The 12,250-nt window shown below is 73.2% G+C and carries 12 protein-coding genes; 8 read left to right on the forward strand and 4 right to left on the reverse strand.

Features of this window, described 5'->3' with window-relative positions; translation table 11 throughout:
- From ACWDYF_RS18260 to ACWDYF_RS18275, 4 genes are all read right to left on the reverse strand, one after another.
- Nucleotides 1-867, reverse strand: an 867-nt coding sequence (locus tag ACWDYF_RS18260; RefSeq protein WP_451584284.1) for a 2-oxoacid:acceptor oxidoreductase family protein, incomplete at its 3' end; no start/stop codon positions are given.
- Between the two features lie 289 nt (nucleotides 868-1,156).
- Nucleotides 1,157-1,852 carry a LuxR C-terminal-related transcriptional regulator gene (locus tag ACWDYF_RS18265; RefSeq protein WP_064534555.1) on the reverse strand — a complete coding sequence of 232 codons (696 nt, stop codon included), beginning with the start codon at nucleotides 1,850-1,852 and terminating at the stop codon, nucleotides 1,157-1,159.
- 322 nt (nucleotides 1,853-2,174) lie between these two features.
- On the reverse strand, nucleotides 2,175-3,542 hold the full coding sequence (locus ACWDYF_RS18270) for a sensor histidine kinase (RefSeq protein WP_389468800.1): 1,368 nt from the start codon (nucleotides 3,540-3,542) through the stop codon (nucleotides 2,175-2,177).
- Nucleotides 3,543-3,769: 227 nt separating this feature from the next.
- Nucleotides 3,770-5,002 (reverse strand): sensor histidine kinase, encoded by a 1,233-nt coding sequence (locus ACWDYF_RS18275; RefSeq protein WP_018564749.1) that lies wholly within the window; start codon nucleotides 5,000-5,002, stop codon nucleotides 3,770-3,772.
- Between the two features lie 249 nt (nucleotides 5,003-5,251).
- Here ACWDYF_RS18275 and ACWDYF_RS18280 point away from each other — a divergent pair, with 249 nt between their 5' ends.
- From ACWDYF_RS18280 to ACWDYF_RS18315, 8 genes are read left to right on the forward strand one after another with little or no spacing between them, the layout of a single operon-like run.
- Entirely contained in the window at nucleotides 5,252-5,680 is a 429-nt protein-coding gene (locus ACWDYF_RS18280; RefSeq protein WP_381736754.1) for an NADH-quinone oxidoreductase subunit A, read from the forward strand.
- The gene (locus ACWDYF_RS18285) at nucleotides 5,671-6,327 is read left to right on the forward strand and encodes an NADH-quinone oxidoreductase subunit B (protein ID WP_389468805.1); all 657 of its coding nucleotides are present in this window, start codon (nucleotides 5,671-5,673) and stop codon (nucleotides 6,325-6,327) included. Before ACWDYF_RS18280 ends, ACWDYF_RS18285 begins: the two co-directional genes overlap by 10 nt.
- Nucleotides 6,324-7,604 (forward strand): NADH-quinone oxidoreductase subunit C, encoded by a 1,281-nt coding sequence (locus tag ACWDYF_RS18290; protein WP_389468808.1) that lies wholly within the window; start codon nucleotides 6,324-6,326, stop codon nucleotides 7,602-7,604. The genes ACWDYF_RS18285 and ACWDYF_RS18290 overlap by 4 nt, the downstream gene beginning before the upstream one ends.
- Nucleotides 7,601-8,569, forward strand: coding sequence for a complex I subunit 1/NuoH family protein (locus tag ACWDYF_RS18295; RefSeq protein WP_389468811.1), 969 nt, complete (start codon nucleotides 7,601-7,603; stop codon nucleotides 8,567-8,569). The genes ACWDYF_RS18290 and ACWDYF_RS18295 overlap by 4 nt, the downstream gene beginning before the upstream one ends.
- The gene (locus tag ACWDYF_RS18300) at nucleotides 8,569-9,144 is read left to right on the forward strand and encodes a NuoI/complex I 23 kDa subunit family protein (protein WP_389468813.1); all 576 of its coding nucleotides are present in this window, start codon (nucleotides 8,569-8,571) and stop codon (nucleotides 9,142-9,144) included. The genes ACWDYF_RS18295 and ACWDYF_RS18300 overlap by 1 nt, the downstream gene beginning before the upstream one ends.
- A complete protein-coding gene (locus ACWDYF_RS18305) occupies nucleotides 9,141-9,857 on the forward strand; it encodes an NADH-quinone oxidoreductase subunit J family protein (protein ID WP_389468815.1) in 717 nt (238 codons plus the stop codon). The genes ACWDYF_RS18300 and ACWDYF_RS18305 overlap by 4 nt, the downstream gene beginning before the upstream one ends.
- On the forward strand, nucleotides 9,857-10,258 hold the full coding sequence (nuoK, locus tag ACWDYF_RS18310) for an NADH-quinone oxidoreductase subunit NuoK (protein WP_389468818.1): 402 nt from the start codon (nucleotides 9,857-9,859) through the stop codon (nucleotides 10,256-10,258). Before ACWDYF_RS18305 ends, nuoK begins: the two co-directional genes overlap by 1 nt.
- On the forward strand, nucleotides 10,255-12,249 hold the full coding sequence (locus tag ACWDYF_RS18315; protein ID WP_389468821.1) for an NADH-quinone oxidoreductase subunit 5 family protein: 1,995 nt from the start codon (nucleotides 10,255-10,257) through the stop codon (nucleotides 12,247-12,249). Before nuoK ends, ACWDYF_RS18315 begins: the two co-directional genes overlap by 4 nt.
- Nucleotide 12,250 lies beyond the last annotated feature (1 nt).

Raw genomic sequence — 12,250 nt, forward strand, 5'->3', positions numbered from 1 at the left:
CGGGTAGGAGCCCAGGAAGAGGGGCAGTCCCGCCTGCCGGGAGGCCGCGACCAGTCCGTAGGCCAGTGCCAGGTTTCCCGAGATGTTGCGGTAGACGCCGGGGCGGAAGGCGCGTGCCGCCGGGGCGACCTCGTAGGAGACGGCGAAGTCCTCCGTGGTCTCCCCGAAGTTCCAGCCCGCCCGGAACGCCGTCACGTTCGCGGCCGCGATCTGCGGGCGCGATGCGAACTTCGTCTTCAGGAACCGTTCCGTGCCCTCGGTCGGCCGGTGGTACATCCACGACAGCAGTCCCAGCGCGAACATGTTCTTGCTGCGTTCGGCCTCCTTGCGGGTCAGGCCGGACCCGGCCAGCGCCTGCACCGTCAGCGACGTCAGCGCCACCGCGTGGACCCGGAAACCGTCCAGCGACCCGTCCTCCACCGGCGAGGCCGCATACCCGACCTTCTGCAACGCCCGCTTCGTGAACTCGTCCGTGTTCACGATGATCTCCGCGCCCCGCGGCAGGTCCCCCAGATTCGCCTTCAGCGCGGCCGGGTTCATCGCGACCAGCACGTCGGGGGAATCACCCGGGGTGAGGATGTCGTGGTCGGCGAAATGCAGCTGGAACGACGACACCCCCGGCAGCGTCCCCGCGGGCGCCCGGATCTCCGCCGGGAAGTTCGGCAGCGTCGACAGATCGTTCCCGAACGACGCCGTCTCCGACGTGAACCGGTCCCCCGTGAGCTGCATCCCGTCACCCGAGTCACCCGCGAACCGGATCACCACCCGATCCACACGGCGGACGTCCTTCGTTCCGGCCGCCCTGCGCTGTTCCCCTACGACGGTTCCGTCGGCCTGTTCCGCTGGACTGCTGACCTGGCTGGTCACTGAACTGGACCTCCTCCGAGGCGGCTGTGGTGAACGGCCTTCCCGAAAGTCCTGGCGAAGACCTTCCCGATGTCAACCCTACGACCGTCAGCTCTGCCCTCCCGGCGGCTGTCGCATGCTGGACGGGCCCGCGCGACGGTCCTGTGCCCTGTTCTGTCACGCCGTTGCGGCCTCGTGGACCTCCTTCAAGGACGTTGCGCCACAGTCGCCCGTCCGGCGTACCCCCGGCGCCCCTGGCGGGCCCCCGCCCCGCTCCGTGTCGGCCGCTCAGGAGTTCAGTGTCGGCCGCTCAGGAGTTCAGATAGGTGAGGACGGCGAGAACGCGCCGGTGATCCCCGTCACTCGGGGACAGGCCGAGCTTGAGGAAGATGTTGCTCACGTGCTTCTCGACCGCGCCGTCGCTGACCACGAGCTGGCGGGCGATCGCCGAGTTCGTCCGTCCCTCGGCCATGAGGCCCAGCACCTCGCGTTCGCGCGGGGTGAGCCCCGCCAGCACGTCCTGTTTGCGGCTGCGCCCGAGCAGCTGGGCGACCACCTCCGGGTCGAGGGCCGTGCCGCCCTGGGCCACCCGGACCACCGCGTCCACGAACTCGCGCACCTCGGCCACCCGGTCCTTGAGCAGATAGCCGACCCCGCGGCTGGAGCCCGCCAGCAGCTCGGTGGCGTACCGCTCCTCCACGTACTGGGACAGGACCAGCACCCCGAGCCCGGGGTGCGCCTTGCGCAGCCGGACCGCCGCCCGCACCCCCTCGTCGGTGTGGGTCGGCGGCATCCGCACATCGGCCACGACCACGTCGGGCAGCTCGCCCCGGCCGTGCAGATCGGTGATGGTCTTGATCAGCGCCTCGGCGTCACCGACACCGGCCACGACGTCGTGCCCGCGGTCGGTCAGCAGCCGGGTCAGGCCCTCCCTGAGCAGCACTGAATCCTCGGCGATGACCACCCGCACCCTGTCCTCCACGATCTTCGGCCCCCCACAGCCCATTTCCGGCAGTCCATGCGACTCCGTACGCCCCAGTCCGTGCGACTGGGTACGACACGGCCCAGCATTCCAGGATCCGGGCCCTGACGCGCCGGGGCCCAGGGGGGAAACCGCGCGAATCCCGGAGTGTCCGGGGGCGTCCGGGGGCGTCGGGGGGGGGGGTGTCCCAGGGTGCTCCGGGCGAAGGGGGAGGGGGGGTATGTGATGTTTGTGTCCATCTTCCGGCCGGGTCATGGCCATGTCGCGCGGCCTGCCGCCCGCGGCCGGGAGAGGCCGTGGGCGGCAGGCCGCCGCGCGTCCGGTTCCGCCGGCCGCGCCCGTGTGCTCAGCGCCGCCAGGGCAGTTCCGCCGTCACCCGGGTGGGACCGCCGGCCGGCGAGTCGACGACGAGGATGCCGTCCACCGCGTCCAGCCGCTCGGCCAGCCCCGCCAGGCCCGACCCGGCGGACACATCGGCGCCGCCGACCCCGTCGTCCATGACCTGGAGCATCAGCCGGTCCTCGACCCGCCACACGTCCACCGAGGCGGAGCGCGCCCGGCTGTGCTTGCTGATGTTCTGGAGCAGCTCGCACACCGTGAAGTACGCGATGCCCTCGATCGCCGCCGCCGGGCGCTCCGCGAGGTCCACGTCCACCTGCACCGGCACCGTGCAGCGCGAGGCGACCGAGGAGAGGGCCGCGTCCAGGCCGCGGTCGGTCAGCACGGCCGGGTGGATGCCCCGCGCCAGGTCGCGCAGCTCCTGGAGCGCGGTCTTCACCTCGCCGTGCGCCTCGTCCACCATCCGGGCCGCCGCCTGCGGGTCCTCGGTCAGCTTCTCCTTGGCGAGACCCAGGTCCATGGCGAGCGCCACCAGCCGGGCCTGCGCGCCGTCGTGCAGGTCCCGCTCGATGCGCCGCAGGTCGGCCGCGGCCGTGTCCACCACGACACCGCGGTCGGACTCCAGCTCCACCACGCGCGCCGACAGCTGCGACGGGCCGAGCAGCCCGTGCACCAGCACCCGGTCCACCGTGGTCAGCGCCCGCAGGATCCACGGCGTGGCCAGGGTGATCACCAGCCCGGCGAGGGCGGTCGCCGTGATCTCGAACGGGTTGTCGAGGAAGATCTGGTGGTGCTCGTCGCCGTAGAGCTGGATGCCGCTCTGCCCGGCCCACATGGGGAAGATCCAGTACCAGAGCGGATACGTCAGCAGCGACCAGCCCATCGGCCACAGCACCATCGCCACCACGAACGAGAAGACCGCCCACGGGAACTGGAGCCCCGCGTAGAGCAGCGCCCGCCAGGAGGCGCCGCTCTTCAGCACCGCGCCGGTCCAGGCCAGCGGGCCGCGGCCCTTCATCACCAGCGGCTCCGGCTCACCCACCTCCAGGCCGAGCAGCCCGCGCGCCCGCACCCGCTCCAGCGCGCCGAAGCCCCGGCAGCCCGCCAGCGCGCCCGCCAGCACCGGGATGCCCAGGAAGGTCACCAGCAGACCGGCGCCCAGCGACACCATCGTGACGGCCCAGCAGAAGAGCGTGATGCTGATCGGCAGGCTGAGCAGGACGTACGCCAGCTCCTTCCAGCTGCGCGCCTCGAACGGCGCCCGCAGTCCGGCGGGGAGCCGGTGCCGGCGCGGACCGCGCTCCTCGTCGTGGAACCCGGTCCCGCTGTAGGACCCGTACCCCTGTCCGTACTGCGATCCGTACTGGGTGGTCATCGGCGTCGTCCGTTCCCCTGGTGTGCTGCGCTGTCGGCGGCTGCTGTCGGCTGTTGCTGTCGCGGTGCCTGTCCCGGCGTCCGTCCCGGTGCCGGTTCCGGTTGCGGTGTCTGTCCCGGTGCGGCCGGGCCGCGGGCCGTGGCGGTCTCCCCGGCGTGATTCCAGAGTGCTGGACCGCGGCCCGCGCAACCATGGAGCGCGTCGGCGTCTCGGTCCGGGGGTTTTCCCTACCTCCGGCCGCGCGGGACCGCTGCGCCGCCCGGCGCGGGCGTACGGTCCCGCCAGGGCAGCTCCGCCGTGACCGTCGTCGGACCGCCCGGCGGCGAGTCCACGACGAACAGCCCGTCGACGGCGCCCAGCCGCTCCGCGAGCCCCCGCATGCCCGTACCGCCGTCCAGACTGGCGCCGCCGCGCCCGTCGTCGACGACCTGGAGCATCAGCCGGTCGTCGGCCCGCCACACGTCCACCGAGGCGGAGCGCGCCCCGCTGTGCTTGCTGACGTTCTGGAGCAGCTCGGACACCGTGAAGTAGGCGATGCCCTCGATGGCCTCCGCCGGGCGCGCGGGCAGATCGGCCGTCACCTTCACCGGCACCGTGCAGCGCGAGGCGACCGAGGAGAGGGCCGCGTCCAGGCCGCGGTCGGTCAGCACGGCCGGGTGGATGCCCCGGGCCAGGTCACGCAGCTCCTGGAGCGCGAGCTTCACCTCGCCGTGCGCCTCCGCGACCATCTCGGCCGCCGTGTCCGGGTCCTCCAGCAGCTTCTCCTTGGCCAGACCGAGCCCCATGGCCAGGTTCACCAGCCGGGCCTGGGCGCCGTCGTGCAGGTCCCGCTCGATGCGCCGCAGGTCGGCCGCGGCCGTGTCCACCACGACACCCCGGTCCGACTCCAGCTCCGCGATCCGCCGCTCCAGCTCGTCGGAGGGCGACAGCAGACCCCGCACCAGCGCCCGGTCCACGTTCGTCAGGCCCCGCGCGATGAACGGCAGCACCGGCCACAGCACGAACAGCGAGACCAGGGTCACGGAGAAGGTGAGGACACCCCAGGGCAGCCGGATGAAGTCGTAGAGCACCGTGCGCCAGCCCACCGGGTCCTTCAGCATCAGCCAGAACCGGTTGAGCCAGCCCGTCGTACGGCCCATCGGCAGCGGACTCGGCTCGTCGACACGGACCCCGAGCAGGGCGCGCGCCCGCTTGCGCTCCAGCCGGCCCAGCAGCCGGGCGCCCGCCAGAGCGAACGCCAGCAGCGGCAGGCCCACCACCGTGACGGTCAGCGCCGCGCCGACGGACAGCACGGACACCACGTAGACGAAGCCGATCAGGGACACGGGCAGGTTCACCAGGAGATGCGTGATCTCCTTCCAGGTGGGCAGGCCGTAGGCGAAACGAGCCGGCGGCGGCCGGTCGCGGTCGTCCCCGGCGCCGCGCGCCGCCGGGCCGGCGGAGGAGATGGGTGCGCTCATACGGGCTAGCGTGCCGTGCGGCGGCCGCGGACGCCATGAGGTCCCCCGCCTTGGTGGACGGGGGAAAACCCCACCCCGCGTCCCAGCGCGCGACGGGCTGCTTACCCGCTCTTTAACAGGGCCTAGACTCCCGTGCGTACAGACCGTCGCACGGGCGACACGGGCAGCATCAGCAGCACAAGCAGCATCGGCAGCACAGGCAGCACGGACACCACCGGGCACCACGGGTCAGGGAGCGAGGGACGGACGGTGACGCAGACGGTGCGGGGGGCGGCGCGCGAGACGGCGCGGGGGCAGGTCGCCGTCGCGTCGGACTACTTCCACTCGTACTCGGTCGTCGGGCTGCTCGCCGTCGTCGGCGTGCTGTTCGTCGCCGTCGCGTTCGGCGCGGGCCGGCTGCTGCGCCCGGTGGTCCCCACGCCCGAGAAGCTCCTGACGTACGAGTGCGGCGTCGACCCCGTCGGCGAGGGCTGGGCCCACACCCAGGTCCGCTACTACGTCTACGCCTTCCTGTACGTGATCTTCGCCGTCGACTCGATCTTCCTGTTCCCCTGGGCGACGGTCTTCGCCGCCCCCGGCTACGGCGCGGCGACGCTGGTGGAGATGTTCGTCTTCCTCGGCTTCCTGGCCATCGGCCTGCTGTACGCATACAAGAAGGGCGTCCTGACATGGACGTGAACCCCGCCGTACCCGAGCCTGTAGTACCTGATCCGGCCGTGCCGGAGCCCGTCGCGCTTCCCGCGCCGCAGCGGCTCGGCGCGCTGTCCCGGCTGGCCCCCGAGCCGATGAAGGTCGTCCTGAACTGGGGCCGCCGCTACTCGCTGTGGGTCTTCAACTTCGGCCTGGCCTGCTGCGCGATCGAGTTCATCGCCGCCTCGATGGCCCGCCACGACTTCATCCGCCTCGGGGTGATCCCCTTCGCCCCCGGTCCGCGCCAGGCCGACCTGATGGTGGTCTCCGGCACCGTCACGGACAAGATGGCCCCCGCCGTCAAACGCCTGTACGAGCAGATGCCCGAGCCGAAGTACGTCATCTCCTTCGGCGCCTGCTCCAACTGCGGCGGCCCGTACTGGGACTCGTACTCCGTCACCAAGGGCGTCGACCAGATCATCCCCGTGGACGTCTACGTCCCCGGCTGCCCGCCGCGCCCCGAGGCGCTGCTCCAGGGGATCCTCAAGCTCCAGGAGAAGATCGCCAGGGAGTCGCTCGCGGAGCGGTACGGCACCGGGACGGCGCGTCCGTCGGCGGCGGCACTCCAGAGCGGGCTGGTACGGCCGCCGGGTGCGGGTGCGGGTGCGGGTGCGGGTGCGGGGAGCGAGCGATGAGCGGGGTGGGGTGGCTGCCCGCGGCCGCCGAGGAACTGTTCGGCGCCGGGGCGACGGCCGAGGAGTCCTACGAGGTCCTGACGGTCGACGTACCCGCCGACTCCTGGGTGTCCGCCCTGCGGACCGCCCGCGACACGCTGGGCTGCACCTACTTCGACTGGCTGAGCGCGGTCGACGAGCCGGGCACGGGCCTGCGGATCGCGGCGCACGTCGTGGCGCTGGGCCCGGTACGGAGGCTGCTGGTCCGTACGACGGTCCCGCACGAGCGGCCGGTCCTGCCCACCGCCGTCGAGGTCTACGCGGGCGCCGCCTGGCACGAACGCGAGACCCACGAGATGTTCGGCGTCGACTTCACGGGCCACCCCGCCCTGGACCACCTCCTGCTCCCGGACACCTTCGAGGGCCACCCGCTGCGCAAGGACTTCGTCCTGGCCGCCCGGGTCGCCAAGGCGTGGCCCGGCGCGAAGGAGCCGGGCGAGTCGGACCACGGCGGCCCCAAGCGCCGCCAGATGCTGCCGCCGGGCGTCCCCGACCCCAACGAGTGGGGCCCCCTCAAGGGCACCCTCCCGGCCGCCCCGGCCCGCCCCGCCCGGGGCGCCGCCCGCCCGGCGGCCGAACGCCCCGCCCGCGCGCCCGGCGACCGCCCGGTACGCCGCACCCGCACGGCCGCCGGAGGCTCGGCGAGCCAGACGAGCCAGACGAGCGGGGACACCGGCGCGGGCACGGGTACGGGCACGAGTACGGGTACGGACATGAGTACGGGTGCGGACACGGTGGAGGCCGGGGGAGCCGAGCCGCCCGCGACCCCGGGCGCGGCAGGCGGGGCGACCGCCAGGCCGCGCCGGACGCGGAGCGCGAGCCAGGGCTCGGCGAGCCAGACGGCAGCCGCCGGTGCCACCCCGGCTGCCCCGGCCGGCCCGGAGACCCCGGCCGGCCCGGAGACCCCAGAGCCCCCGGAGACCCCGGCGAAGCCGGAGAATCCGGCGGCTCCGCCGTCCCCGCCGTCCGCCCCGCGCCGTTCGCGCAGCGCGAGCGGCGGCTCAGCCTCGCAGCGGGCGGAGCAGTCGCCGCCCGCCCCCGCCCCCGACCCCGCCACCCAGGAATCGCAGCCGCAGTCACAGCCGCAGCCGCCCACGCCCCCGCGCAGCGCGGACGCGCCCTGGCACCACGCCCGCCCGGCCTTCGACGAACCGGAGAACCCGCAGAACCCGGAGACGCCGAAGCAGCCCCCCTCCCCGCCCGCCCCCGACGACGACCCGGAAGGAGACCAGCGGTGAACGACGTGGCCGACGTCGCCCTGCGACTCCTGATCGTCTTCGTGGCCTTCCTCGTCCTCCCCCTGATCGTCGGTCAGACCGAGCACAAGGTGATGGCCCATATGCAGGGCCGCCTCGGCCCGATGTACGCGGGCGGTTTCCACGGCTGGGCCCAGCTCGTCGCGGACGGCGTGAAGTTCGCGCAGAAGGAGGACGTGGTCCCGGCGGGCGCGGACCGCCGCGTCTTCCAGCTCGCCCCGGCCGTCGCCCTCCTGCCGTACCTGCTGGTGCTGCTCGCGCTGCCGATCGGCCCCGGCGCGGGCGCGGTCGGCCAGGTGCTGGACGCGGGCCTCTTCTTCGTGCTCGCCGTGATGGGCGTCGGCGTGCTCGGCTCGCTCATGGCCGGCTGGGCCTCCGCCAACAAGTTCTCCCTCCTCGGCGGCCTGCGCACCGCCGCGCAGCTCCTCGCCTACGAACTGCCGATGCTGCTCGCCGCCGCCTCCGTGGCGATGGCCGCCGGAACGGTCTCGCTGCCCGGCATCCTGGACGCGTTCCACTGGTGGTGGCTGCCCTGGCAGATCGTCGGCGCGGTCGTCTTCTTCGTCGCCGGTCTCGCCGAACTGCAACGCCCGCCCTTCGACATGCCGGTGGCCGACTCGGAGATCATCTTCGGCGCGTACACCGAGTACACCGGGCTGCGGTTCGCCCTGTTCCTGCTCGCCGAGTACGCCGGGATCGTCGTCCTGTGCGGCCTGACCACCGTCCTCTTCCTGGGCGGCTGGCACGGTCCCTGGGGCGCGGACGGCCTCGGCTGGGTCTGGACGCTGCTGAAGACCGCCGTCCTCGCCTTCGTCGTGATCTGGCTGCGCGTCACCTACCCGCGGCTGCGCGAGGACCAGCTCCAGAAGCTCTCCTGGACCCTCCTCGTGCCCCTCGCCCTCGCCCAGATCGCCCTCACGGGCATCGTCAAGGTGGTGATCTCCTGATGGCTCCCCTTCCCGGCTCCGGCCTGGCCAAGGGCCTCGCCGTCACCCTGCGCACGATGACGAGGAAGACCGTCACCGAGCAGTACCCGGACACCCAGCCCGACCTGCCGCCGCGCACCCGCGGTGTGATCGGCCTGTTCGAGGAGAACTGCACGGTCTGCATGCTGTGCGCCCGCGAGTGCCCGGACTGGTGCATCTACATCGACTCCCACAAGGAGACGGTGCCCGCCGCGGTCCCCGGCGGCCGCGAGCGCAGCCGCAACGTCCTCGACCGCTTCGCCATCGACTTCTCCCTGTGCATGTACTGCGGTATCTGCATCGAGGTCTGCCCCTTCGACGCGCTGTTCTGGTCACCGGAGTTCGAGTACGCCGAGACCGACATCCGCGACCTCACCCACGAGCGCGACAAGCTCCGCGAGTGGATGTGGACCGTCCCGGCGCCGCCCGCCCTCGACCCGGGCGCGGAGGAACCGAAGGAGATCGCCGCCGCCCGCAAGAGCGCCGACAAGCTCGCCGCCCAGGAACAGGCCGCCGCCGAGCGGGAAGCCGCCGCCCAGGAGGAAGGAGAAGCGTGACCCTCGCCGCAGCCCACCCCGGTTTCCTCTCGCCGACCGGCGTCGAGATCGCCTTCCTGCTCGTCGGCATCGCCACCTTCGGCGCCGCGCTCCTCACCGTCACCACCCGGCAACTGGTGCACGCCGCCCTGTGGCTGGTGGTCGCCCTCGGCGGCCTCGCCGTCGAATACCTCCTGCTCACCGCCGAGTTCATCGCCTGGGTGCAGGTCCTCATCTACGTCGGTTCCGTCGTCGTCCTCCTCCTGTTCGGACTGATGCTCACCAAGGCCCCCATCGGCCGCTCCGCCGACGCCGACTCCGGCAACCGGTGGGCCGCCCTCGCGGTGGCCCTCGCCGCCGCCGGGACCCTCGTCTGGGTCGTCGCCGACGCCTTCCGCACCACCTGGATCGACCTGGACGGCGCCGCCGCCGGAACCACCCGGGCCACCGGCGAGAGCCTCTTCCAGAACTGGGTCCTGCCCTTCGAGGCCCTCTCCGTGCTGCTCCTGGCCGCGCTGGTCGGAGCGATCGTCCTGTCCCGCAAGGCCAAGGCGGACGCGGACGCCCCCGGCTCCCCGGCGGCCCCCGGCTCCGCGGCGGCCCCCGGCTCCGCGGCCCCGGCCGCCCCCGGCCTCCGCACCGCGGCCCCGGCTGCCGAACGGCCCGACGGACGCACCGCCGAACAGCTCGGCGAACGGCCCGGCGAACGGTCCCCCGAGGAGGGCACCCGCTGATGCACCTCGTCTACCCGGCCGTCCTCTCCGCCCTCCTCTTCTGCACCGGGCTCTACGGCGTCCTCGCGCGCCGCAACGCGATCCTGGTCCTCATGTCGGTCGAGCTGATGCTCAACGCCGTCAACCTCAACCTGGTCGCCTTCGACGTCTGGCTCAGCAGGGCCGCCGCCGACACCCTGCACTCCGGCCAGGCCCTGACCCTGTTCACCATCACCATCGCCGCCGCCGAGATCGGCATCGGCCTGGCGATCGTCCTGGCCGTGTACCGCAACCGCGGCACCTCCGACATCGACCGGCTCCGCGACGCCGCCGAGCACCCCGACGACGACTTCGACGACGGCTCCGACGGCGAAGCCGCCGCGACCGCGCGGGCCGCCGGGAAGGCTGAGGCCACCGCGTGACCACGACCACCCTCGCCGTTCTCGTCCCCCTCCTGCCGTTCCTGGGCGCCGCCGCCGGACTGCTCCTGGGCCGCACCGCCCCCGGCTTCGTCCGGCCGCTGGCGATCCTGCCGACCCTCGCCTCCCTCGTCCTCGCCGTGCTGGTCGCGGCCCGCCAGGGCGGCGGCCGGGCCGTCGACGCCGCCACCGAACTGACCCCCACCGGCTCGGTCCCCGTCGAACTGGCCCTGCACATCGACGGCTACGCCGCGCTCGTCGCCGTCCTCGTCGCCACCGTCGCCACCTGTGTGCAGATCTACTCCACGGGCTATCTGCGCGAGGACCCCCGCTACCCGTCCTACGCCGCGCTCGTCTCCCTGTTCACCTCCGCGATGCTGCTCGTCGTCTACTCCGGCGACCTGATCGTGCTGCTGGTCGGCTGGGAGGTCATGGGCATCTGCTCCTACTTCCTGGTCGGCCACTACTGGGAGACCCCCGAGGCCCGCGCCGCCTCCCTCAAGGCCTTCCTGGTCACCAAGCTCGGTGACGTCCCCTTCCTCATCGGCCTGTTCGCGCTCGCCGCCGACGCCGGTTCCTTCCGGATCACCACGGTCCTGACCACCGTCGCGCACGGCGGCCTGCACCACCCCACGCTGGTCGCCCTGCTGCTCCTGGCGGGCGTGGCGGGCAAGTCCGCGCAGTTCCCGCTGCACACCTGGCTGCCCGACGCGATGGCCGGCCCGACCCCGGTGTCCGCGCTGATCCACGCCGCGACGATGGTCGCCGCCGGTGTCTACTTCGTGGCCCGGCTCCTCCCCGTCTTCCAGGCGTCCTCGGCCGCCATGACCGTCCTCGCCGTCATGGCCGCCGTGACCATGGCCGGTTCGGCGCTCGCCGCGCTCGCCCAGGACGACATCAAACGCGTCCTCGCCTACTCGACGATCGGTCAGCTCGGCTACATGACCGGCGCACTCGCCGTGGGCGCCCCCGGCGCCGCCGTCTTCCACCTCCTGTCGCACGGCGCCTTCAAGGCGCTGCTCTTCCTCGCCGCCGGGGTGGTCATCCACGCGGCCGGGACCAACTCGCTGGCCGCCATGTCCCGCACCGGCGGCCTGCGCGAGCGCGTCCCCGACGCGTACTGGACGATGACCGTCGCCCTGCTCGCGCTCGCCGCGATCCCTCCCTTCAGCGGTTTCTTCTCCAAGGAGTCCGTGCTCGGCGCCGCCGAGCGGGTGGTAGACGGCCACACCGGGCACGCCCCCGGCGCGGCCGGCTGGATCGTCCTCGTCGCCGGTCTGCTCACCGCCCTGCTGACCGCCGCCTACGCGCTGCGGCTGTGGCTGCTCGCCTTCCACGGCCGGGGTGCGCAGGCCCCCGACCACGGACGGCAGCCCCTGGCCATGAACGCCGTCCTGTGGGTGCTGGCCGTGCCTTCCCTCGCCTTCGGCGGACTCGCCTTCCGTGTCCTGCCCGACTGGTTCGACGGTGTCTCGCTCGCCCCGACGACCACCACCTCCGTCCTCGGTACCGGCCTGGCCCTGGCCGGCGGTGTGCTCCTTTACGGCGCCTGGCGGCACACCACCGCGCTCGCCGCCCGCACCCCGATGGGCGCGGTCGCCGCCCACCCGGAGGCCGACGCCGGACTGGTCGAGGCCGAGGCCATCGCCACCCACCGGCCCGCCTACGGGGACCTCGCCGGAGCGCCCGACCCCGCCGACCCCGCACGGCTGCTGCTCGGCCCGCTGCACCGCCACGCGGCCACCGGCTTCCACCTCGACGCGGTCCACCGGATCCTGTTCGTCCGCCCGGTCCTGGCCGGTGCGAGCCTCGTCCGGTTCCTCGACCGCGAGGTCGTCGAGACCTACGTACGCGGCGCCGGGGCCGCACCCCGGCTGCTCGGGGCCGCCGTACGGCGCGCCCAGACCGGCAATGTGCAGACCTATGTGAGCGCGCTGCTCGCCGGCACCGTCGTCCTCGCGGTCGCCGTCGTCCTCGTCGCCACGGGAGCGTGAG

The organism is Streptomyces sp. NPDC003284 (assembly GCF_053589675.1).

Bases quoted from the DNA above. Each gene is read 5' to 3' on its own strand.
- ACWDYF_RS18270 (WP_389468800.1), bottom strand. From the start codon at position 3,542: ATGACCACCCAGTACGGATCGCAGTACGGACAGGGGTACGGGTCCTAC.
- ACWDYF_RS18300 (WP_389468813.1), top strand. From the start codon at position 8,569: ATGGCTCCCCTTCCCGGCTCCGGCCTGGCCAAGGGCCTCGCCGTCACC.
- ACWDYF_RS18265 (WP_064534555.1), bottom strand. From the start codon at position 1,852: ATGGGCTGTGGGGGGCCGAAGATCGTGGAGGACAGGGTGCGGGTGGTC.
- ACWDYF_RS18285 (WP_389468805.1), top strand. From the start codon at position 5,671: ATGGACGTGAACCCCGCCGTACCCGAGCCTGTAGTACCTGATCCGGCC.
- ACWDYF_RS18290 (WP_389468808.1), top strand. From the start codon at position 6,324: ATGAGCGGGGTGGGGTGGCTGCCCGCGGCCGCCGAGGAACTGTTCGGC.
- nuoK (WP_389468818.1), top strand. From the start codon at position 9,857: ATGCACCTCGTCTACCCGGCCGTCCTCTCCGCCCTCCTCTTCTGCACC.
- ACWDYF_RS18275 (WP_018564749.1), bottom strand. From the start codon at position 5,002: ATGAGCGCACCCATCTCCTCCGCCGGCCCGGCGGCGCGCGGCGCCGGG.